Origin of the sequence: Janthinobacterium glycogeni (genome assembly GCF_051380725.1) — a bacterium.
Lineage (GTDB): Bacteria > Pseudomonadota > Gammaproteobacteria > Burkholderiales > Burkholderiaceae_D > Janthinobacterium.
Genome location: NZ_JBNYXP010000007.1, coordinates 343816 through 364360 on the forward strand (window position 1 = coordinate 343816; position 20545 = coordinate 364360).

Here is a 20545-nt window from a genome sequence, read left to right on the forward strand (position 1 = left end):
ATGAACACCGCATCCGCTACCCTGCCCAAGACCCTTGCCGTGATCGCATTGTGCTGGAGTTCGCTGTTGCCGGTGCAGGCGCAGGCTCAGGAGTCGAAGATCGCCTGGATCAGCAGCGAACGTATTTATAACGAATCGAGGCTGGCCAAACTGGCCAGCGCCAAGCTGGCCGAAGAGTTCCGCTCGCGCGAAAAAGCCGTGCAGGAACTGGCTGCCCGCTTCAAGGTGGCCAACGAAGCACTGGAAAAGGACATGCCGACCCTGAGCGAGGCGGAGCGCGCCAAGCGCCAGCGCGAGTTTTTCGAGCTGGACAAGGAGCTGCAGCGTCGCCAGCGCGAGTTCCGCGAAGACCTGAGCCAGCGCACGAATGAAGAGCGCAGCGCCATCGCGGAAAAGGCCAACACCATCATCCAGCAGATGGCGCATATCGAAGGATATGACATCGTGCTGCAGGAAGCCCTGTGGGCCAGCCCGCGCATCGACATTACCGACAAGGTATTGAAGGCGCTGGACAAGTAACTGTAATAGTTTTTACGCCTGACAGTGCCGTGGCGAGCGGATGTGAGTTGTGGTTGAGAAGCGGAGCTGTGCTGGAGCACAGTGAGCATCGGAGACCGCAAATCGCGCCGCGCAGTAGGCATAGTCAGGCGTTCTTATAAAGGTAAAAGATGGGCACTCGACTAGGAGAATTGGTCGAACGCTTCGGCGGGCAGTTGGCGGGCGATCCGAACCTGGAAGTGTCAGGTATCGCACCGCTGGCCGACGCCGGCGCTTCGCACATCAGCTTTCTCAGCAATAGCAAATTCCGCGCACAGGCGGCCCAGAGCGGCGCCGCCGCGCTGATCCTCACGCCGGCCGACGATGCGCTGATCGGCGGCGACTACGCCGGCGCGCGCATCGTCACCCCGAATCCCTATGTGTATTTCGCGCGCGCGGCGCAGTATTTCGCCGCCCTGCACGAGATCAAGGCGCCAATCGGCATCCATCCGGGCGCCTTTGTCGACGCCAGCGCGCAGGTTGACGCCAGCGCCTCCGTCGGCGTGCACGCGGTGATCGAAGCGGGCGCCGTGATTGGCGCCGGCTGCGTCATCGGTCCCGGCTGCGTGGTGGGGCGCGACGCCGTCATCGGCGCCGGTACCCAGCTGTTCGCCAACGTGACCTTCCACGCGCGCTGCGTGATCGGCCAGCGCGGCATCATCCATTCGGGCGCCGTGATCGGCACCGACGGATTCGGCTTCGCCAACGAAGGCGGCGTGTATATCAAGATTCCGCAGACGGGCAGGGTGGTGATCGGTGACGATGTCGACATCGGCGCCAACACCACCATCGACCGCGGCGCACTGGCCGACACCATCATCGAAGACGGCGTCAAGCTCGATAACCAGATCCAGATCGGCCACAACTGCCACATCGGCGCGCACACGGCCATGGCCGGCTGTGTCGGCGTGGCCGGCAGCGCCGTCATCGGCAAGTACTGCACCTTCGGCGGCGCCGCCATGGTGCTGGGCCACCTGACCATTGCCGACCGCGTCCACGTGGGTTCGGGCAGCATGGTCTCGCGCTCGATCGCGGAGCCGGGCCAGTACACGGGTTTTTATCCGCTGGCCAAGAACGCCGACTGGGAAAAGAGCGCCGCCATCGTGCGCAACCTGTCAAGCATGCGCGAGAAGATCCGTGCGCTTGAAAAAACACTTAAGACACTGACCACGCAAGACGAAAAATGACTACTGAGAAAAAGCCTCTCGACATCCTCGCCATCAAATCGCTGCTGCCGCACCGCTATCCGCTGCTGCTGGTTGACCGCGTGCTGGACTGGGAAGCGAACAAATTCATCACCGCCATCAAGAACGTGACGGTCAATGAGGAGTTCTTCCAGGGCCATTTCCCGCACAAGCCGGTCATGCCCGGCGTGCTGATGATCGAAGCGCTGGCGCAGACGGCGGCCTTGCTGTCGTTCCTGACGATGGGCGTCAAACCGGATGAGAATTCGGTGGTGTACCTTGTCGGCATCGACAATGCGCGCTTCAAGCGTCCCGTCGAACCTGGCGACCAATTGAAGATGGACGTGGAAATCCTGCGCGTGTCGCGCGGCCTCTGGAAATACAAGGCAGTTGGCTCGGTCGACGGCACGGTGGCGCTGGAAGCGGAAATCATGTGCACCATCCGCAGCGCGCGGGATGCGAGCCAGCCAGCGGAGTAGTAATATGGCGGTCATCCACACTACGCCAGTGATTGATCCGAAAGCTGAGCTCGACAGTTCGGTCTAGGTGGGACCGTACACCAGTATCGGTCCGCACGTGCGTATCACGCGCAACCGGTCCAGTACACGGGTTTTTATCCGCTGGCCAAGAACGCAGACTGGCAAAAGAGCGCCGCCATCGTGCGCAACCTGTCAAGCATGCGCGAGAAGATCCGCGCGCTTGAAAAAACAATTAAAACACTGACCACGCAAGACGAAAAATGACTATTGAAAAAAAGACCCTCGACATCCTCGCCATCAAATCGCTGCTGCCGCACCGCTACCCGCTGTTGCTGGTTGACCGCGTGCTGGACTGGGAAGCGAACAAGACCATCACCGCCATCAAGAACGTGACGGTCAATGAAGAGTTCTTCCAGGGCCACTTCCCGCACAAGCCGGTCATGCCCGGCGTGCTGATGATCGAAGCGCTGGCGCAGACGGCGGCCTTGCTGTCGTTCCTGTCGATGGGCGTGAAACCGGACGAGAATTCGGTGGTGTACTTCGTCGGTATCGACAATGCGCGTTTCAAGCGTCCTGTCGAACCGGGCGACCAGCTGAAGATGGATGTGGAAATCCTGCGCGTCTCGCGCGGCATTTGGAAATACAAGGCGGTCGGCTCGGTCGATGGCAAAGTGGCGCTGGAAGCGGAACTGATGTGCACCATCCGCAGCGCGCAGGATGCGAGCCAGTCTGCGAGCCAGCCAGCGGTGCAGTGATGGCGGCCATCCACTCCACGGCAGTGATCGATCCGAAGGCCGAGCTAGACAGCTCGGTCGAGGTGGGTCCGTACACCATCATCGGTCCGCACGTGCGCATCGGCGCCGGCACCAGGGTCGGCCCGCACGTGGTTATCGACGGCCATACGACGATCGGCAGCGACAACCACCTGTTCCAGTTTTCCTCCATCGGCGCGCAGCCGCAGGATAAGAAATGGGCCGGCGAGGCGACGCGCCTGGAAATCGGCGACCGCAACACCATCCGCGAGTTCTGCACCTTCAACACGGGTACCGTGCAAGGCGGCGGCGTGACGCGCCTGGGCAACGACAACTGGATTTCGGCGTATGTCCACCTGGCGCACGACTGCCTGGTGGGCAACAACACCATCTTTTCGAACAACGCGCAACTGGCGGGCCACGTGGAGATCGGCGACTGGGTCATCATGAGCGGTTTCGCCAATGTGCACCAGTTCTGCAAGATCGGCGCGCACGCCTTCGTCGGCATGAGCACCAGCCTGACGCAGGACGTGCCGCCTTTCGTGCTCCTGAACGGCAATCCGGCGCAGGCGCATGGCGTCAATATCGAGGGCTTGAAACGCCGCGGCTTTACGCGCGAGCAGATCAACGGCATCCGCACCGCGTATAAACTCATCTACCGCTCGGGACTGACGCTGGAGGAATCCAAGGCGGCCCTGTTCGAAGAAGAGCAGGCTTCCTCGCCCGAGGTGGCGCAACACATTCGCGCCATGCGCGAATTCCTTGGCGTCGCGTCGCGTGGCATCGTCCGCTGACCAGGCCAGCGGCCTGCCGGTCGCCAACGTCGCCATCGTCGCCGGCGAGGTGTCGGGCGACCTGCTGGCCAGCCGGCTGCTGTCCGGCCTCGTGCCGCAGCTGCCCGGCACGCGCTTCCACGGCATCGGCGGCGAGCACATGGCCAGGCAGGGTTTTGTGTCCGACTGGCCGCTCGACAAGCTGACCGTGCGCGGCCTGTTCGAAATCATTCCCCGCTACCGCGAGATCAAGGGCATCCAGAACGCGCTGCGCGACCAGCTGCTGGCGGAGCGTCCCGCCGTCTTCATCGGCGCCGACTATCCGGGTTTTAACCTGGGCCTCGAGCAGCAGCTCAAGGAAGGCGGCATCCCCACCGTGCATTACATCGGCCCGCAGATCTGGGCCTGGCGCGGTGGACGCATCAAGAAAATCATCAAGGCCGTCTCGCACATGCTGGTGATCTTCCCGTTCGAGGAAGAGATCTACCGCAAGGCGGGCGTACCCGTCACCTATGTCGGCCATCCGCTGGCAGAGATGATCCCCCTGCAGCCCGACGAGGCGGCCGCGCGCCGTGTCCTGGGCTTGCCGGAAGACGCGAATGTCGTGACCCTGATGCCGGGCAGCCGCATGGGCGAACTCAAATACAATACGGTGGCGTTCGTGACCGCTTGCAAGCTGCTGCTGGCGCGCGACCGCTCCTTGCGTTTCGTCGCGCCCATGGCCGGCGAAAAACAGCGCCAGTACTTTTTGCAGCTGATTGCGGAAGCGGGCTTGCAGGACGTCGAAATCCTGCTTACCGATGGCGGCTCGCACACGGCCATCTGCGCCGCCGATGCGGTGCTGGTGGCGTCGGGCACGGCTTCGCTGGAAGTGGCGCTGTACAAGAAACCGATGGTCATCGCCTACAAGATGATGCGCGCCTCGTGGGAAATCATGCGTCACATGGGTTACCAGCCGTGGATAGGCTTGCCGAACATCCTGGCGCGCGATTACGTGGTGCCCGAGCTGCTGCAGAATGCGGCCAGCCCCGAGGCGCTGGCGGACGCGATGTGGAAGCAGCTGAGCGACGTGCCGGGCCGTTTGCGCCTGGTGCAGCGCTTCACGGACATGCACCACAGCCTGCTGCGCGACAGCGCGCGCGAGAGCGCCAACGCCGTCATGCAGGTCATTGCCGCGCACCGCAAGTAAATTCAGATTACCGCTTCAACCGCTGTACCAACCAAAGATTCAACGTGAAAAATATCTATCCCGGCCTGTTTGACGACTTGCCATTCTCGCTCGATGAAATCATCTGCGGCGTCGACGAGGCAGGCCGCGGTCCGCTGGCCGGCCCCGTGTTCGCCGCCGCCGTGATCCTCGACCCGAACCAGCCTATCGACGGCTTGCGCGATTCGAAAAAACTCAGCGAAGCCAGGCGCGACTTGCTGGCGCCGCAAATCAAGGCCAAGGCCCTGGCCTGGGCCATCGCCGAAGCGTCGGAAGAAGAGATCGACCGCCTGAACATTCTGCAGGCGTCGATGCTGGCCATGCGCCGCGCCGTCGAGGCGCTGGCGACCGTGCCGACCCTGGCACTGATCGACGGCAACCGCTGCCCGGTGATGCCGATACGCGGCATGGCCATCGTTGGCGGCGACGACAAGGTCGATTCGATTTCCGCCGCCTCGATCCTGGCCAAGACGGCGCGCGACGCGGCCCTCGTGCACCTGCATGCGGCTTACCCGGAGTACTGCTTCGACCAGCACAAGGGCTACGGCACGAAATTGCACCTGGAACGCCTGCACCTGCACGGCGCCTCGCCCGTGCACCGCCGCTCGTTCGCGCCCGTGCGCAACGTGATCGCGCTGTTTGGCGGGCAGGAGGTGGCGGCATGAAGACGATTACCTCGCGCGACAACGCGCAATACAAGGATTTATTGAAGCTGGCGGGCAGTTCGCAGGCGCGCCGCAAGTCGGGCCGCACCTTGCTCGATGGCGTGCACCTGTGTCAGTCGTACCTGCAGTTGCGCGGCATGCCGGAGCAGTGCATCGTCAGCGAAAGCGCCTTGCGCAATCCGGAAGTGATGGACATCGTCGGCCAGCTGGAAAGCCGGCGCGCGCATGTACTGGGCTTGCCCGACGCGCTGTACAACGCGGTGAGCCAGGTCGAACATGGCGTGGGCGTGATGTTCCTCGTCGAGACGCCGGAACGGGCCGTCACGCAGCCTCTGGGCGTGTCGGCCGTGCTGCTCGATAACCTGCAAGACCCGGGCAATGTGGGCTCCATCCTGCGCAGCGCGGCCGCCGCCGGCATCACGCAGGTTTACTGCAGCGCCGGTACGGCCTTCTGCTGGTCGCCCAAGGTGCTGCGCGCGGCGATGGGCGCGCACTTCGTGCTCGACATCTTTGAAAACGTCGACCTGGCGGCACTCGTATCGAATGCCAAGGTGGCGACCCTCGCCACCAGCGGCTACGCCACGCAGCGACTGTACGACGTCGACCTGCGCCAGCCCGTCGCCTGGCTGTTCGGCCATGAAGGGCAGGGCGTCGCCGACGACCTGCTGTCGATGGCCACGCACCAGGTGGTCATTCCCCACCTGGGCCAGATCGAATCGCTGAACGTGGCCGCCTGCGCCGCCGTCTGCTTCTTCGAGCAGCTGCGCCAGGGCCAGGCCTGAACAGGGTAGCCATGTCTTTCCCTCCGCTCGCCGACGGCGCCGTACGTGACGAAGCCTGGTGGCGCCAGGTTGCCGCCTTGTATCCCGCGCCGCCGGACGCCATCGTCAATCTGGAACACGGCTATTTCGGCGCCATGGCCGCGCCCGTGCAAGCGGCCTTCGAGCAGGCCGTGCGCTACACCAACGAGCAACTGAGTCCTTTCGTGCGCGGCGAGTTTACGCGCACGCATGTGGATATCCTGCGCCGGCGCGTCGCTGAACTGATCCATGCCGAGCCGCACGAGATCCTGCTGACCCGCAGCGGCACCGAGTCGATGCAGCTGCTGATCGCGCAATACCACGGCCTGGCGCCCGGCGATACCGTGCTGTGGAGTAATCTCGACTATCCGGCCATGCGCACGGCCATGCGCTGGCTGGCGCAGCGCCGTGGCGTCACCAGCACGCCAGTCACCTTGCGCCTGCCCGTCAGCGATGACGAGATCGTCGCCCGCTACGCGCAAGCCATGCGCCAGGCCGTCCAGCCCAAATTGCTGCTGCTGTCGCAGGTGACGCCGGCCAATGGCCAGCAACTGCCGCTGCGGGAAATCATGGCGCTGGCGCGCACACACGGCATCGACGTGCTGCTCGACAGCGCCCATGCGCTGGGGCAGGTCGACGTGGACGTGCAGGCCATGGGCGTCGATTTCGCCGGTTTCAATCTGCACAAATGGCTGGGGGCGCCGGCCGGACTCGGTGTCGTGTATATCCGCGCCTCGCAGCTGCACAAGATCGAACCGCATTTGGGCGACGAGGATTATCCATTGGATGATATCCGCGGCCGGCTGCACATGGGCATGCCGCCGATCGGCGCCATCCTGGCCGCACCCGCCGCATTGGACTTCCATGCGTGCCTGGGCGGCACGCCGGCCAAGAGGGAGCGCCTGGCCTGGCTGCGAGATTACTGGGTCAGCCGCGCCGCGCAACTGCCCGGCGTGCGGATTCTGTCGCCGCTCGATGCCAGCCGCGGCACGGCGCTGGTCGCCTTTGCCGTCGACGGCATGGACGCACGCGCGCTGCAGCAAGCCTTGCTGCAGCGCTTTGGCATCTTCACGGTGGAGCGCAATATCGGCGATACCGACGTCGTGCGCGCCACGGTGGCCATCACCACCACCACTGCTGAGCTGGACCGGCTGGTGGCGGCCTTGACGGCACTATCCAGAGAAACGAACGCCTGACAAAACCGTCGCGAGCGGAAGGGAGCGGTGGCCGAGAAGCGCGACCGTACTTCTAGTACGGTGAGCATCGCAAGCCGCCTATGCCGACGCGCAGCAGGTTTGGTCAGGTGTTCTAGTATTCGCGCCGGTTCGGCTTGATCTCTTGCAGGATCGTCGTGGAGATCTCTTCGATCGACTTGGTGGTCGACGACAGCCAGCGGATACCCTCGCGTTTCATCATCTTTTCCGCCTCGTTGACCTCGTAACGGCAATTCTCGATGGCCGCATACTTGCTTCCGGCGCGTCTTTCGTTGCGTATTTCCGACAAACGTTCGGGCGTAATGCTCAATCCGAAAATTTTATTCTTAAATTCCAGCAGGGCCGATGGCAGCTTGTCGCGCTCGAAATCGTCGGGAATCAGCGGATAATTGGCCGCCTTGATACCGTATTGCATGGCCAGATACAGGCTGGTCGGGGTCTTGCCAGAGCGCGAAACACCCACCAGAATGACATCGGCCGAGGACAGGTTCTTGTGCGACTGCCCATCGTCGTGCGCCAGCGAATAGTTGATCGCCTCGATGCGGTTCTTGTATTCCTCGCTGTCGACGATGTTGTGCGAGCGCCCGATGGTATGGGTCGACATCACGCCCAGCTCCTGCTCCAGCGGGGCGACGAAGGTCTGGATCAGGTCCATGTGCATGCCGCTGGACTTGCGGATCACGGCCGACAGGTCGTTCTTCACGAGGGTGGAGAAAATGATCGGGCGCTGGCCATCGGCGGCAAAGGCTTCGTTGATCTTGCGCGCCGCATCATAGGCCTTGTCCATGGTGTCGATGAAGGGCAGTCGGATCTGGCGGAAGCGCAAATCGAACTGCGTCAGCACCGAGTGGCCGAACGTCTCGGCGGTGATGCCGGTGCCGTCGGAAACGAAGAAGACGGTGCGGGCCGCGGAGGGCAGAGGAGGGCGTGGTTCTTGTGTCATGGGTTTTCGGATCAAGATTGTGCGTCGTCAATTTGCGCCGCACAAGGTAAAATGGCTGCAACGGTATGATTGTGCTGCACGACGCCAAGAATAACAAGAAGACTGTCTGTGCGCCGCGCGTAAAGATTTCTATCATCAGTAAGGGTGTCATTATGACCAACGCAGTATCGCAACAGCAGGAAGACAAGGACGCGGTGTATGTTGCCTCGTTCGAGCATTTGCGCATGACGGATGTCGAATCCGTCGGCGGCAAGAACGCCTCCCTGGGCGAAATGATCAGCCAGCTGGCGGAAGCCGGCGTGCGCGTGCCCGGTGGCTTTGCCACCACGGCGCAGGCATTCCGCGATTTCCTGTCGTACAGCGCCAACGGCGGCTTGCCGCTGGCCGAACGCATCGCCCAGCGCCTCGAAGGGCTGAACATCGATGACGTGCGCTCGCTGGCGCAAGCCGGCGCCGAGATCCGTCAATGGATCGTCGAAACGCCGTTCCAGCCGCGCCTGGCCGCTGAAATCGACCAGTTCTACGCCAAGCTGGTGGCCGATTCCGACACGGAAATGTCGTTTGCCGTGCGTTCCTCAGCCACGGCTGAAGACTTGCCGGACGCCTCTTTTGCTGGTCAGCAAGAAACCTTCCTGAACGTGGTGGGCATCGACAACGTGCTCGAGGCCATGAAACAGGTATTCGCGTCGCTGTACAACGACCGCGCCATTTCGTACCGCGTGCACAAGGGCTTTACGCACGCTGAAGTGGCCTTGTCGGCGGGCGTGCAGCGCATGGTGCGTTCCGACCTGGGCGCGGCCGGCGTGATGTTCACCATCGATACGGAGTCGGGCTTCAAGGACGTGGTCTTCGTCACTTCCAGCTATGGCCTGGGTGAGACCGTGGTGCAGGGCGCCGTCAACCCCGACGAATTCTATGTGCACAAGCCGATGCTGGAAAAAGGCAAGTCGCCTGTGATCCGCCGCAATATCGGCTCGAAGCTGCTGAAGATGGAATTCACGAACGAAGCGAAAGCCGGCCGTTCCGTGAAAACCGTCGACGTGCCAGTCGAAATGCGCAACCGCTACTCGCTGAACGACAGCGAAGTGGTGGAACTGGCGAAATACGCCGTCATCATCGAGAACCACTACGGCCGTCCGATGGACATCGAGTGGGGCAAGGATGGCCGTGACGGCAAGCTGTACATCCTGCAGGCGCGTCCCGAGACCGTCAAGTCGCAGCAAAAGGCGACCGACGTGCAGGAGCGCTTCAAGCTGAAAAGCACGGGCACCGTGCTGACGTCCGGCCGCGCCATCGGCCAGAAGATCGGCGCCGGCCCCGTGCGCGTGATTCACGACCCGGCCGACATGGAACGCGTGCAGCCAGGCGACGTGCTCGTTGCCGACATGACGGACCCGAACTGGGAACCGGTCATGAAGCGCGCATCGGCCATCGTCACCAACCGTGGCGGCCGTACTTGCCACGCTGCAATTATCGCCCGTGAACTGGGCGTGCCGGCTGTCGTCGGCTGCGGCGACGCGACCGACGTGCTGAAGGACGGCACGTTTGTCACCGTGGTCTGCTCGGAAGGCGACGAAGGCAAGATCTACGACGGCTTGCTGGAAACGGAAGTATCGGAAGTGTCGCGCGGCGAATTGCCGAAGCTCGACACCAAGATCATGCTCAACGTGGGCAATCCGCAGCTGGCGTTCGACTTCCAGTCCGTGCCGAATGCGGGCGTGGGCCTGGCGCGCCTGGAATTCATCATCAATAACAATATCGGTGTGCATCCGCGCGCGATCCTGGAATATCCGAACATCGATGCCGACCTGAAAAAGGCCGTGGAATCGGTGGCGCGCGGCCACGCTTCGCCGAAGGCGTTCTACATCGACAAGCTGGCCGAAGGCATCGCCACCATCGCCGCCGCCTTCTGGCCGAAGAAAGTCATCGTGCGCCTGTCCGACTTCAAGTCGAACGAGTACAAGAAGCTGATCGGCGGTTCGCGCTACGAGCCGGACGAGGAAAACCCGATGCTGGGCTTCCGCGGCGCGGCGCGCTACCTGTCGGCCGACTTCTCCGAAGCGTTCAACATGGAATGCGAAGCGATGAAGCGCGTGCGCAATGACATGGGCCTGACGAACGTGGAAATCATGGTGCCATTCGTGCGCACCCTGGGCCAGGCCGAGAAAGTTATCGACCTGCTGGCGAAAAACGGCTTGAAGCGTGGCGAGAACGACCTGCGCGTCATCATGATGTGCGAAGTGCCGTCGAACGCCATCCTGGCCGACCAGTTCCTCGACCATTTCGACGGCTTCTCGATCGGTTCGAACGACCTGACCCAGCTGACCCTGGGCCTGGACCGCGATTCCGGCATGGAATTGCTGGCCGCCGACTTCGACGAGCGCGATCCCGCCGTGAAAGCCCTGCTGGCCCTGGCCATCAAGGCTTGCCTGGCACGCGGCAAGTACATCGGCATCTGCGGCCAGGGGCCTTCCGACCATCCGGACTTCGCCGTCTGGCTGATGGAGCAGGGCATCGAATCGATGTCCCTGAATCCGGACTCGGTGATCGACACCTGGCAAAAGCTCGCTGCGCTGAAAGCGTAAGCAGCTTTACCGCCCTCTGAAAACCCGCTGCCGCTCATCCGGCAGCGGGTTTTTTTATGCCTGCCGTGGAGCGCACGGCAGTATCCGATGGGATTGCGTCAGATCAGCTAAAATGATTCCACCAATACATTGAAACGGGAGTTCACATGGCAAGCAAGAAACCGAGCAAAGTGGCAAAGATCGACATCGGCATTTCCGAGGCGGACCGCGCGAAAATTGCGGAAGGCCTGTCCGGCCTGCTGGCCGACAGCTACACCTTGTACCTGATGACCCATAATTTTCACTGGAACGTCAAGGGGCCGATGTTCAACACCCTGCACCTGATGTTCATGACGCAATACACGGAGCAGTGGGCCGCGCTGGACCTGATCGCCGAGCGTATCCGCGCCCTCGGCTATCCGGCACCGGGCACCTACAAGGAATTCGTCAAGCTGGCCTCGATCAAGGAAATCGACGGCGTGCCGCCGGCGCTGGACATGGTCAGCCACCTGGTGTCGGCGCAGGAAGCGACCGCGCGCACGGCGCGCCGTTTGTTCCCGCTGCTGGAGAAAGCCAATGACCAGCCGACGGCCGACCTGATCACGCAGCGCCTCGATTTGCATGAGAAGACGGCGTGGATGCTGCGCAGCCTGCTGGAGGAATAAACGCCGGGCCGGCGGCGCTAATTCGCCGCTGGCTATTGACGCCATCCGGAATTGCGTTAGACTGCTTGTATATAGGTGTTTGGCAAGAATAATATCAGGCAGTACAGCGCATTAAACCCCGTCGCTTATATAGGCTGCGGGGTTTTTTATTTTGGATTCACAAGGATGGAGGCATCATGGCTGAATGGGTGGGCTGGTTTGTCGCGGCTGGCGCGGTATTGATCCTGGAGCTGTTTACGGGCACGTTTTATCTGCTGATGATCGCTATCGGCATCAGTGCCGGAGGATTGGTGGCGCTGGCGGGCGGAAATGGCAGCTGGCAGGCCCTGACGGCCGCCATTGTCGGCGTGGCGGCTACGCTGTTATTGCGGCGCAGCCGTTTTGGCAAGGCCGCGCGGCGCGATGCGGCGCAGGATCCGAATGTGAATCTCGATATCGGCCAAAGCGTGACGGTCGCGCACTGGGTCGATGGCGCGGCGCGCGTCATGTATCGCGGCGCCTTGTGGGATGTGGAACTGATTCCCGGCAGCGATACGCAGGCCGGTCATTACACCATACGCGCCGTGCGTGGCAGCCGTTTGATTGTTGGATAACCTGGAGAATAGATTATGGAAGTAAGCATCGGAAGCGTGTCGTTGATCTTGTTATTGCTGGCGTTGGTATTTGTCTTCAAGACGGTCAATGTGGTGCCGCAGCAGCATGCCTGGGTGGTGGAGCGCCTGGGCAAGTTCCATGCGGTATTGGGGCCTGGCCTGAATATTGTCGTGCCTTTTGTCGACCGCATCGCTTACAAGCATGTACTCAAGGAAATTCCACTCGACGTGCCGCCGCAGGTGTGCATTACGCGCGACAATACGCAATTGCAGGTCGATGGCATTCTGTATTTCCAGATTACCGATGCGATGCGTGCTTCCTATGGTTCGTCGAATTATATCGCCGCCATTACGCAATTGGCGCAAACGACCTTGCGATCGGTGATCGGTAAAATGGAACTCGACAAGACATTTGAAGAGCGCGACCATATCAATACGGCCATCGTGAATGCCATCGATGAATCGGCGGCGAATTGGGGCGTCAAGGTATTGCGATATGAAATCAAGGATTTGACGCCGCCCAAGGAAATTTTGCATGCAATGCAGGCGCAGATCACGGCCGAGCGCGAAAAGCGCGCGCTGATTGCCGCTTCGGAAGGGCGCAAGCAGGAGCAGATCAATATCGCCAGCGGCGAGCGCGAAGCGAACATTGCCCGTTCCGAAGGCGAGAAGCAGGCATCGATCAACCGCGCCGAAGGCCAGGCCACGGCCATCGTCGCGCTGGCGCAGGCCAGTGCGGAGGCGCTGCGCCAGGTGGGCGCCGCCATCCGCGAGCCGGGCGGCGAAGATGCCGTCAACCTGAAAGTAGCCGAGCAGTATGTGGGCGCCTTCGCGCAATTGGCGAAAACGAATAACTCGATTATCGTGCCGGCCAATCTGGGCGATATGAGTGGTTTGATCGCTGCGGCAATGCAGGTGGTCAAAACCCAGAAGCCGAAAGGCGGCGTGGCGATTCCTTGATGGCTGGTGAATAGCAAACTCGTAGCAAGTTTTTCGTCAATACTGCCCGCCATATCGCGGGCAGTTTTCATTTGCGCCACTGGAATATATGGCAGCAGCAGGGCTGGAGTATCGGCGTTGGAATCAGTAGCGCTGACAATATTTTCTTTATGCTATGCTGTGCGCACTTTCTGGATTATATGCTGTCGTGCGACGCTTATCTTTCTGATTGAAGTAGCATCTGCCGCACCAATGTCCGCGGCGGATGACGGCGCGGGATTGGAGGCCGATGCACGGTGGCCGATAGTATTGGCCTCATGTATATTATGAATTGCAATTTTTAATTACTATAAATTGCAATGAAACAAAAAATACTGCAGAATAAATGTGACCGATGGTGCTGTATTTAAGTGCCGCCGCACAAAAATACAGTGACTGGCGCACACGGTACACAGCGGTGTCCGTCCCCTTGATTGAAGACTTGCATCGCCTGAAGGCCGGGAAGTGGGGTTTTTGGGAAAAGAATTGTAAAAAACAATCAAATCTTCAGAAAAAATCACCTCAATCGCGTTACAATTGGATAGAATTTAACTGTTCAGTTATATTTTTCAACTCACACAAGGAAATATCATGGATCTGTCCAGCTTATCCCTGTCCGAACTGCGCACCTTGCAGGACGACATCAAGAAGCAAATGAAAAAACGCGAACAAGACGACCTGTCCAAGGCGCGTGAACAAATCCTGGCCATCGCCCAAAGCGTCGGCGTTTCCGTAAAAGATCTGGTTGGTACGGGTATCCGCGCTAAAACCGGCACGGTCGCGGTACGCTATCGCAATCCGGATGATGCGACGCAACAGTGGACTGGCCGTGGCCGTCAACCGAAATGGGTAAAAGAGTGGACCGATTCGGGCAAGTCGCGTGATCTGCTGAAGGTGTAATGTAATACGCCATTCATTCGGATGCTTGTCCTGTGCGTTAATACAGGTGTACAAAGCAGCATGCAAGCATCCGGAACTTTCCTCGTTTTTAGTCTTTGGCCAGACAGGCCGAGTTGATCTCCATCGCCGTATCTCCTTGGCTTTTTCGTCAATACCGCTTCCCGCCTCATCTCTTTCTTTTCCCCGCTTTATTCCATCGCACTGAGTTTTTCCCGCTTGCCGCAGGCAATCGTCAAAACAAAAACCCGGCATATAGCCGGGCTTGTTGGTAGTGGCGCAGTTCGCTGTGCGCGGTGCCGGATCAGCGGCGGTGCGATTTCATGGCCGCCTGCACTTCGCGCGCGCCATCGCGGTCGCGTTCCGCAGCGCGTTTGTCGTGCTGCTTCTTGCCTTTGGCCAGGCCGATTTCGCATTTCACGCGACCGCCCTTGTAGTGGAGGTTGAGCGGCACCAGGGTATAGCCTGAGCGTTCCACCTTGCCGATCAGTTTATCCATTTCCGCGCGGTGCAGCAGCAGCTTGCGCGTGCGTACGGCTTCCGGGTGGATATGGGTGGAGGCGGTCGGCAGGGCGCTGATATGCGCGCCGAACAGGAAGAGTTCATCGCCGCGGACGACGACGTAGGCTTCCTTGATTTGGACGCGGGCGTCGCGGATGGCTTTGACTTCCCAGCCTTCCAGCACGATGCCCGCTTCGTAGCGATCCTCGATAAAGTAGTCGTGGAAGGCTTTTCTGTTGTCTGCTATGGTCATGAGATGGTAAATGTGCGCGGGTCGGTTAAACTACTGTCTCGCGCAAGCGCGATAAAATCAAATGTATCCAACATCATAGCAAATGGTTCTTCAATGGCAGTAGTACATAAATCAGTTTTTCTCGGCTATAGCGCCGAACAAATGTTCGCGCTGGTGGCGGCGGTGGAAGATTATCCCAAATTTCTGCCCTGGTGCGGTGCGGTCGAGATTCGCGAGCGGGGCGAGAACACGGTCGTCGCCAGCGTGGGCATACATTACCACGGCGTGCGCCAAAGCTTCACCACGTCCAACGAGAACGTGCCGCCGACTTCCATCAAGATGAAGCTGGTGGACGGCCCTTTCAAGACCCTCGACGGCGTGTGGACCTTCAAGGCCCTGCGCGAAGACGCCTGCAAGATCGAACTGGACCTGCACTACGAGTTTTCCAGCCGCGTACTGGAACAGATCATCGGCCCCGTCTTCGGCATGATCGCCAACAGCATGGTCGATTCCTTCTGCAAGCGCGCGGAGACGGTATATGGCTGAAATCAGCATTCAGGTGCAAGTCTGCCACGCGCTGCCGGACAGCGCCTTTCTGCGTTCCCTGCGCGTGCCGGCAGGCACCACCATCGGGCAGGCGGTGGTGCTGAGCGGCTTGCTGCAGGAAATGCCCGGCATCGACCTGGCCGTGAACATGGTCGGCATCTATGGCAAGAAGAAGCCGCTCGATACCGTATTGCACGAGCATGACCGCGTGGAAGTCTACCGCCCCTTGCAGGCGGACCCGAAAGAGGCGCGCCGGCGCCGTGCCAGCGGCAAGCCAGCGAAGGGTTGAGCGGGCAGGGCGGCGGCCGCCTGGCGCGCGCCATTTTTTGCTATTTTCAAATATCTTTTCTATGCTGCAAGGACGAAGGGCGCTTTTTTCTGTATAATCTGCTTTTGCGCCAATAGGAAATGCTATGCGTCTACTTCAAAAAGCACTCACATTCGATGACGTGCTGCTCGTCCCAGCCTACTCCAACGTTCTGCCCGCCGATACGTCCCTCAAAACTCGCCTGACCCGCAATATCACCCTGAATATTCCCTTGCTGTCCGCAGCCATGGATACGGTGACGGAAGCCCGCCTGGCGATCGCGATGGCCCAGGAAGGCGGCATCGGCATCATCCACAAGAATTTGAATCCGAAGGATCAGGCGCGTGAAGTGGCCCGCGTAAAGCGTTTCGAAGCTGGCGTGCTGCGTGATCCGATCACGATTCCGCCGGAAATGAAAATCCGTGACGTGATCGCTCTGACGGAGCAATACGGCATCAGCGGTTTCCCTGTCGTCAAAGGCAAGGAAGTCGTCGGCATCATCACCAACCGCGATTTGCGCTTTGAAAAGGAACTCGACGCGGAAGCCTCCGCCAAGATGACCCCGCGCGAAAAACTCGTCGTCGTCAACGAAGACGCCGATACGGCCGAAGCCAAGCGCCTGATGAACAAGCACCGCCTCGAGCGCGTGCTGGTCGTCAATGACGCCTTCGAATTGCGCGGCCTGATCACCGTCAAGGATATCCAGAAGTCCACTTCCCACCCGTTCGCGTCGAAAGACAGCCAGGGCAAGCTGCTGGTCGGCGCTGCCGTCGGCGTCGGTGCCAAGGATGAAGAGCGCATCGACCTGCTGGTCGCCGCCGGTGTCGACGTGCTGGTGGTCGACACGGCCCACGGCCACTCGCAGGGCATCCTCGACCGCGTACGCTGGATCAAGACCAAGTACCCGCAAGTGGAAGTGATTGGCGGCAACATCGCTACCGCCGCCGCCGCCAAGGCGCTGGTGGAATACGGCGCCGATGCGGTCAAGGTCGGCATCGGTCCTGGCTCGATCTGCACCACGCGTATCGTCGCCGGTGTGGGCGTGCCGCAAATCACGGCCATCTCGAATGTCGCCGAAGCACTCGAAGGCACGGGCGTGCCATGTATCGCCGACGGCGGTATCCGTTTCTCGGGCGACATCTCGAAAGCGCTGGCCGCTGGCGCCTCGACCGTCATGATGGGTTCCATGTTTGCCGGTACGGAAGAAGCACCAGGCGAAGTGATCCTGTACCAGGGCCGCAGCTACAAATCGTACCGCGGCATGGGCTCGCTGGGCGCGATGTCCGACGGCTCGGCTGACCGTTATTTCCAGGACGCCACCATGAAGGCCGACAAGTTCGTGCCGGAAGGTATCGAAGGCCGCGTGGCCTACAAAGGCAGCGTGCTGGCGATCATCTTCCAGCTGGTGGGCGGCGTGCGTCAATCGATGGGTTACTGCGGTTGCGCCACCATCGACGAACTGCGCGAAAAGGCGGAATTCGTGGAAATCACCTCGGCCGGCATGCGCGAGTCGCATGTCCACGATGTGCAGATCACGAAAGAAGCGCCAAATTATCGCTCCGAGTAAGCGGTAAGGAAAGTCCAGACCGGCGCAAGGGTGAAACACCCCGGCGCCGGTTTTGCAATAGCCTCCAGATAAAGTCCCCATCATGCATTCTAAAATCCTCATTCTCGATTTCGGTTCCCAAGTCACCCAGTTGATCGCCCGCCGCGTGCGCGATTCCGGCGTGTTTTCCGAAGTCTTCCCGTATGACGTCAGCGACGAATTCGTGCGCAACTACGGCGCCGCCGGCGTGATCCTGTCGGGCAGCCACAATTCCACCCTGGACGGCGACTCGCCGCGCGCACCGCAAGCCGTGTTCGAGCTGGGCGTGCCCGTGCTGGGCATCTGCTACGGCATGCAAACCATGGCGGCCCAGCTGGGCGGCAAGGTGGAAAATGGCCTGGTGCGCGAATTCGGTTACGCCGAAGTGCGCGCCCGCAGCCACACCAAGCTGCTCAACGGTATTGCCGACTTCGTCACCGACGAAGGCCACGGCATGCTGAAAGTATGGATGAGCCATGGCGACAAGGTGCTGGAAATGCCGCCAGGCTTCAAGCTGATGGGCAACACCCCGAGCTGCCCGATCGCCGCCATGGCCGATGAAGAGCGCCAGTTCTACGGCGTGCAGTTCCACCCGGAAGTAACGCACACGGTGCAGGGCAAGGCCATGCTCGGTCGTTTCGTGCATGAAATCTGCGGCTGCAAGTCGGACTGGAACATGCCCGACTATATCAGCGAAGCGGTGGAAAAAATCCGCGCGCAAGTGGGCACCGACGACGTCATCCTGGGCCTGTCCGGCGGCGTCGATTCGTCCGTGGCCGCTGCCCTGATCCATCGCGCCATCGGCGACCAGCTGACCTGCGTCTTCGTCGACCATGGCCTGCTGCGCCTGGACGAAGGCAAGATGGTGATGGACATGTTCGCCAAGAACCTGGGCGTGAAAGTCATCCGTGTCGACGCGGAAGACCAGTTCATGGGCCATCTGGCCGGCGTCACCGATCCCGAGCAGAAGCGCAAGATCATCGGCCGCGAATTTGTCGAAGTGTTCCAGGTCGAATCGGGCAAGCTGGTCAACGCCAAATGGCTGGCGCAAGGCACGATCTACCCGGACGTGATCGAATCGGCGGGCAAGGGCAAGAAAGGCCAGACCATCAAGAGCCACCACAACGTGGGCGGCTTGCCGGACACCATGAAACTCAAGCTGCTCGAACCCTTGCGCGAACTGTTCAAGGATGAAGTGCGCAAACTGGGTGTGGCCCTGGGCTTGCCGCATGACATGGTTTACCGCCACCCATTCCCGGGCCCGGGCCTGGGCGTGCGCATCCTCGGCGAAGTCAAGAAAGACTACGCCGACCTGCTGCGCCGCGCCGACGCCATCTTCATCGAAGAACTGCGCAACACGCCGTATGAGCCGGTCGTGGTTCCTGGCTTCGACCAGGATAGCGTGCCGACCAACTGGTACGAAGCGACGAGCCAGGCTTTTGCCGTCTTCCTGCCCGTGAAATCGGTGGGCGTGATGGGCGATGGCCGCACCTACGAATACGTGGTGGCACTGCGCGCCGTGCAAACGCAGGACTTCATGACGGCCCATTGGGCCCACCTGCCGCACAGTCTGCTGGGGAAGGTCTCGAACCGCATCATCAATGAAGTGCGCGGCATCAACCGCGTCGTCTACGATATTTCGGGCAAGCCGCCGGCGACCATTGAATGGGAATAATCTCCCGTCCGGCACCGTAAGGTAACGCCGGGTCAATGAAACAGCTAAGCCCCTGATTTTTTAGGGGCTTTTTTTATTTTGTCTGGCAAACGCAAGCAACCCACGGCAGAGCCAAGCACGTTTTTTTGTGGGTATTTTTGCCGGTATCAAATATGCCGAAATGTGAATTTAACATTTGGTTCTTCTTGCTGTTTTGTCACGTGAGGGTATTTTTGCGGGTATTTTTCGTTTTAAGTGTTTGATTTTAAAGGATTTTTAGCGTATTTTTTACGCTCTTCATCGTGAGGGTATCAGCAGCACGAGATGGGATAACTATTTCACTTTTTTTCGCGCTAAGTGATTGATTGTTTGAAATGAATCGGCCGCCAGTACAGACTTGTGTAGGAGTGGGAGGTGACCATGTTGACCGATACGAAACTGAAAAACCTGAAACCTGCTACGAAAGCCTATAAGGTGCCGGATCGTGACGGTATGTATGCGACGGTCCTGCCCACTGGCACCATCTCGTTTCGCTATAACTACCGCGTCAATGGCCGGAGTGAAACCTTGGTGCTCGGGCGGTACGGTGCCGGTGGCTTGAGCTTGCAGGAGGCAAGGGAGCGCCTGGAGCAAGCCAAGAAAGCGCAATCGGAAGGCAAGTCCCCGTCGCGCCTCAAAGCCCAATCGCGCCATCAGTTGGCCGCTGGAGAACCATTCAGCGTCTGGGCCGAACGTTGGCTAATAAAGTACAAAATGGCGGAGTCGACGCGGGATATGCGGCGCTCGGTGTATGAACGCGATCTGAAGCGCCCATTTGGCAGTCTCTTGCTGCATGAAATAACGCACAACGAGTTACGTTCCGTATGCGACGCCATCCTCGCACGTGGCGCCCCTGCGACGGCTGTGCACGCGCGCGATATCGTCAAACTGGTCTTTAAGTACGCAGAACAAAGAGGACAGAAGGTTGAAAACCCTGCGGATCTGGTCGCTCCCTCATCCATTGCCGTATTTGAGCCGCGCGACCGCGCGTTGGGGGCCGAAGAGATCGCGCTGTTCTACGAACATATCGAATACGTGCAGTGCGCGCCGACCTTGCGCTTGGCTTGCAAATTACTATTACTCACCATGGTGCGCAAATCCGAACTGACGGACGCAACATGGAGTGAGGTGAACTTTACCGATGCTCTATGGACCATTCCGGCCAGGCGGATGAAGCGTCGCAACCCCCACAACACCATGCCTGGGTCACAGGCAGTTCACTGCAGAGCATCATTTTTATGCACATGGCTTCCTCCGTGCCGGCGCGGTGGTTTTAGTCTCCCTATCCGCGATGCGGGTAGCAAGGCTTATTAAGAACGCCTAACAAAACCGCTGAATGTATCTCCAGCAGATGAGTATGCAGGCAAGCGAGAGGAATGCCTGATGGATATCGGCACGGCGCTCGTAGCGGATGCGTAATCGGCGGAAGC

General features: G+C 60.3%; 21 protein-coding genes and 2 pseudogenes. 20 read left to right on the forward strand and 3 right to left on the reverse strand.

The window, feature by feature from the left end; translation table 11 throughout:
- The 10 genes and pseudogenes from ACQ4W4_RS18720 (at position 1) to ACQ4W4_RS18765 (ending at position 7593) form a co-directional block, all read left to right on the forward strand.
- Positions 1 to 519, forward strand: a complete 519-nt coding sequence (locus ACQ4W4_RS18720; protein WP_046684967.1) for an OmpH/Skp family outer membrane protein — start codon at positions 1 to 3, stop codon at positions 517 to 519.
- Positions 520 to 668: 149 nt separating this feature from the next.
- Complete coding sequence (gene lpxD, locus ACQ4W4_RS18725) at positions 669 to 1724, forward strand: UDP-3-O-(3-hydroxymyristoyl)glucosamine N-acyltransferase (protein ID WP_436543254.1); 1056 nt, start codon at positions 669 to 671, stop codon at positions 1722 to 1724.
- Complete coding sequence (fabZ, locus tag ACQ4W4_RS18730; RefSeq protein ID WP_436543255.1) at positions 1721 to 2200, forward strand: 3-hydroxyacyl-ACP dehydratase FabZ; 480 nt, start codon at positions 1721 to 1723, stop codon at positions 2198 to 2200. The genes lpxD and fabZ (ACQ4W4_RS18730) overlap by 4 nt, the downstream gene beginning before the upstream one ends.
- A gap of 111 nt (positions 2201 to 2311) precedes the next feature.
- Positions 2312 to 2464: pseudogene (locus ACQ4W4_RS18735) on the forward strand (UDP-3-O-(3-hydroxymyristoyl)glucosamine N-acyltransferase); the annotation flags it as partial.
- Positions 2461 to 2955, forward strand: a complete 495-nt coding sequence (fabZ, locus tag ACQ4W4_RS18740) for a 3-hydroxyacyl-ACP dehydratase FabZ (protein WP_436543256.1) — start codon at positions 2461 to 2463, stop codon at positions 2953 to 2955. The pseudogene ACQ4W4_RS18735 and the gene fabZ (ACQ4W4_RS18740), both read left to right, overlap by 4 nt.
- Positions 2955 to 3746: an acyl-ACP--UDP-N-acetylglucosamine O-acyltransferase gene (gene lpxA, locus ACQ4W4_RS18745; RefSeq protein ID WP_436543257.1), complete on the forward strand. Its 792-nt coding sequence runs from the start codon at positions 2955 to 2957 to the stop codon at positions 3744 to 3746. Before fabZ (ACQ4W4_RS18740) ends, lpxA begins: the two co-directional genes overlap by 1 nt.
- A complete protein-coding gene (lpxB, locus tag ACQ4W4_RS18750) occupies positions 3730 to 4914 on the forward strand; it encodes a lipid-A-disaccharide synthase (protein ID WP_436543258.1) in 1185 nt (394 codons plus the stop codon). The genes lpxA and lpxB overlap by 17 nt, the downstream gene beginning before the upstream one ends.
- A gap of 44 nt (positions 4915 to 4958) precedes the next feature.
- Positions 4959 to 5597: a ribonuclease HII gene (gene rnhB, locus ACQ4W4_RS18755; RefSeq protein WP_436543259.1), complete on the forward strand. Its 639-nt coding sequence runs from the start codon at positions 4959 to 4961 to the stop codon at positions 5595 to 5597.
- The gene (locus tag ACQ4W4_RS18760; protein WP_436543260.1) at positions 5594 to 6379 is read left to right on the forward strand and encodes a TrmH family RNA methyltransferase; all 786 of its coding nucleotides are present in this window, start codon (positions 5594 to 5596) and stop codon (positions 6377 to 6379) included. Before rnhB ends, ACQ4W4_RS18760 begins: the two co-directional genes overlap by 4 nt.
- Positions 6380 to 6390: 11 nt before the next feature.
- Positions 6391 to 7593, forward strand: a complete 1203-nt coding sequence (locus tag ACQ4W4_RS18765; protein ID WP_436543261.1) for an aminotransferase class V-fold PLP-dependent enzyme — start codon at positions 6391 to 6393, stop codon at positions 7591 to 7593.
- Positions 7594 to 7705: 112 nt separating this feature from the next.
- Here the strand turns inward: ACQ4W4_RS18765 and ppsR are convergent, their stop codons facing one another.
- A complete protein-coding gene (ppsR, locus tag ACQ4W4_RS18770) occupies positions 7706 to 8554 on the reverse strand; it encodes a posphoenolpyruvate synthetase regulatory kinase/phosphorylase PpsR (RefSeq protein WP_070288024.1) in 849 nt (282 codons plus the stop codon).
- Between the two features lie 152 nt (positions 8555 to 8706).
- Between ppsR and ppsA the strand changes: the two genes are divergently transcribed.
- The 5 genes from ppsA to ACQ4W4_RS18795 all read left to right on the forward strand — a co-directional run bounded on the left by ppsA (position 8707) and on the right by ACQ4W4_RS18795 (position 14254).
- Positions 8707 to 11139, forward strand: a complete 2433-nt coding sequence (gene ppsA, locus ACQ4W4_RS18775; RefSeq protein WP_034752367.1) for a phosphoenolpyruvate synthase — start codon at positions 8707 to 8709, stop codon at positions 11137 to 11139.
- 146 nt (positions 11140 to 11285) lie between these two features.
- Positions 11286 to 11783 (forward strand): Dps family protein, encoded by a 498-nt coding sequence (locus ACQ4W4_RS18780; protein ID WP_034752224.1) that lies wholly within the window; start codon positions 11286 to 11288, stop codon positions 11781 to 11783.
- Between the two features lie 176 nt (positions 11784 to 11959).
- Positions 11960 to 12376 (forward strand): NfeD family protein, encoded by a 417-nt coding sequence (locus ACQ4W4_RS18785; RefSeq protein WP_436543262.1) that lies wholly within the window; start codon positions 11960 to 11962, stop codon positions 12374 to 12376.
- A gap of 15 nt (positions 12377 to 12391) precedes the next feature.
- Positions 12392 to 13336 (forward strand): SPFH domain-containing protein, encoded by a 945-nt coding sequence (locus tag ACQ4W4_RS18790; RefSeq protein ID WP_070221509.1) that lies wholly within the window; start codon positions 12392 to 12394, stop codon positions 13334 to 13336.
- Between the two features lie 609 nt (positions 13337 to 13945).
- On the forward strand, positions 13946 to 14254 hold the full coding sequence (locus ACQ4W4_RS18795; protein WP_010397665.1) for an H-NS histone family protein: 309 nt from the start codon (positions 13946 to 13948) through the stop codon (positions 14252 to 14254).
- Positions 14255 to 14555: 301 nt separating this feature from the next.
- Here the strand turns inward: ACQ4W4_RS18795 and smpB are convergent, their stop codons facing one another.
- Complete coding sequence (gene smpB, locus ACQ4W4_RS18800) at positions 14556 to 15005, reverse strand: SsrA-binding protein SmpB (protein WP_034784131.1); 450 nt, start codon at positions 15003 to 15005, stop codon at positions 14556 to 14558.
- Between the two features lie 93 nt (positions 15006 to 15098).
- Here smpB and ACQ4W4_RS18805 point away from each other — a divergent pair, with 93 nt between their 5' ends.
- The 5 genes from ACQ4W4_RS18805 to ACQ4W4_RS18825 all read left to right on the forward strand — a co-directional run bounded on the left by ACQ4W4_RS18805 (position 15099) and on the right by ACQ4W4_RS18825 (position 20429).
- Positions 15099 to 15530, forward strand: coding sequence for a type II toxin-antitoxin system RatA family toxin (locus ACQ4W4_RS18805; protein ID WP_035818194.1), 432 nt, complete (start codon positions 15099 to 15101; stop codon positions 15528 to 15530).
- Positions 15523 to 15819: an RnfH family protein gene (locus tag ACQ4W4_RS18810; protein WP_436543263.1), complete on the forward strand. Its 297-nt coding sequence runs from the start codon at positions 15523 to 15525 to the stop codon at positions 15817 to 15819. Before ACQ4W4_RS18805 ends, ACQ4W4_RS18810 begins: the two co-directional genes overlap by 8 nt.
- A 124-nt stretch (positions 15820 to 15943) precedes the next feature.
- Positions 15944 to 17404, forward strand: a complete 1461-nt coding sequence (gene guaB / locus ACQ4W4_RS18815; RefSeq protein ID WP_099377100.1) for an IMP dehydrogenase — start codon at positions 15944 to 15946, stop codon at positions 17402 to 17404.
- A gap of 82 nt (positions 17405 to 17486) precedes the next feature.
- Positions 17487 to 19097, forward strand: a complete 1611-nt coding sequence (guaA, locus tag ACQ4W4_RS18820) for a glutamine-hydrolyzing GMP synthase (RefSeq protein ID WP_034752205.1) — start codon at positions 17487 to 17489, stop codon at positions 19095 to 19097.
- Positions 19098 to 19496: 399 nt separating this feature from the next.
- Entirely contained in the window at positions 19497 to 20429 is a 933-nt protein-coding gene (locus ACQ4W4_RS18825) for a tyrosine-type recombinase/integrase (RefSeq protein WP_436543264.1), read from the forward strand.
- Positions 20430 to 20435: 6 nt separating this feature from the next.
- Here ACQ4W4_RS18825 and ACQ4W4_RS18830 read toward each other — a convergent pair.
- Positions 20436 to 20545: pseudogene (locus ACQ4W4_RS18830) on the reverse strand (IS5/IS1182 family transposase); the annotation flags it as partial.

Bases quoted from the DNA above. Each gene is read 5' to 3' on its own strand.
- ACQ4W4_RS18720 (WP_046684967.1), top strand. From the start codon at position 1: ATGAACACCGCATCCGCTACCCTGCCCAAGACCCTTGCCGTGATCGCA.
- lpxD (WP_436543254.1), top strand. From the start codon at position 669: ATGGGCACTCGACTAGGAGAATTGGTCGAACGCTTCGGCGGGCAGTTG.
- fabZ (WP_436543255.1), top strand. From the start codon at position 1,721: ATGACTACTGAGAAAAAGCCTCTCGACATCCTCGCCATCAAATCGCTG.
- fabZ (WP_436543256.1), top strand. From the start codon at position 2,461: ATGACTATTGAAAAAAAGACCCTCGACATCCTCGCCATCAAATCGCTG.
- lpxA (WP_436543257.1), top strand. From the start codon at position 2,955: ATGGCGGCCATCCACTCCACGGCAGTGATCGATCCGAAGGCCGAGCTA.
- ACQ4W4_RS18760 (WP_436543260.1), top strand. From the start codon at position 5,594: ATGAAGACGATTACCTCGCGCGACAACGCGCAATACAAGGATTTATTG.
- ACQ4W4_RS18765 (WP_436543261.1), top strand. From the start codon at position 6,391: ATGTCTTTCCCTCCGCTCGCCGACGGCGCCGTACGTGACGAAGCCTGG.
- ppsR (WP_070288024.1), bottom strand. From the start codon at position 8,554: ATGACACAAGAACCACGCCCTCCTCTGCCCTCCGCGGCCCGCACCGTC.
- ppsA (WP_034752367.1), top strand. From the start codon at position 8,707: ATGACCAACGCAGTATCGCAACAGCAGGAAGACAAGGACGCGGTGTAT.
- ACQ4W4_RS18780 (WP_034752224.1), top strand. From the start codon at position 11,286: ATGGCAAGCAAGAAACCGAGCAAAGTGGCAAAGATCGACATCGGCATT.
- ACQ4W4_RS18785 (WP_436543262.1), top strand. From the start codon at position 11,960: ATGGCTGAATGGGTGGGCTGGTTTGTCGCGGCTGGCGCGGTATTGATC.
- ACQ4W4_RS18790 (WP_070221509.1), top strand. From the start codon at position 12,392: ATGGAAGTAAGCATCGGAAGCGTGTCGTTGATCTTGTTATTGCTGGCG.
- ACQ4W4_RS18795 (WP_010397665.1), top strand. From the start codon at position 13,946: ATGGATCTGTCCAGCTTATCCCTGTCCGAACTGCGCACCTTGCAGGAC.
- smpB (WP_034784131.1), bottom strand. From the start codon at position 15,005: ATGACCATAGCAGACAACAGAAAAGCCTTCCACGACTACTTTATCGAG.
- ACQ4W4_RS18805 (WP_035818194.1), top strand. From the start codon at position 15,099: ATGGCAGTAGTACATAAATCAGTTTTTCTCGGCTATAGCGCCGAACAA.
- ACQ4W4_RS18810 (WP_436543263.1), top strand. From the start codon at position 15,523: ATGGCTGAAATCAGCATTCAGGTGCAAGTCTGCCACGCGCTGCCGGAC.
- guaB (WP_099377100.1), top strand. From the start codon at position 15,944: ATGCGTCTACTTCAAAAAGCACTCACATTCGATGACGTGCTGCTCGTC.
- guaA (WP_034752205.1), top strand. From the start codon at position 17,487: ATGCATTCTAAAATCCTCATTCTCGATTTCGGTTCCCAAGTCACCCAG.
- ACQ4W4_RS18825 (WP_436543264.1), top strand. From the start codon at position 19,497: ATGTTGACCGATACGAAACTGAAAAACCTGAAACCTGCTACGAAAGCC.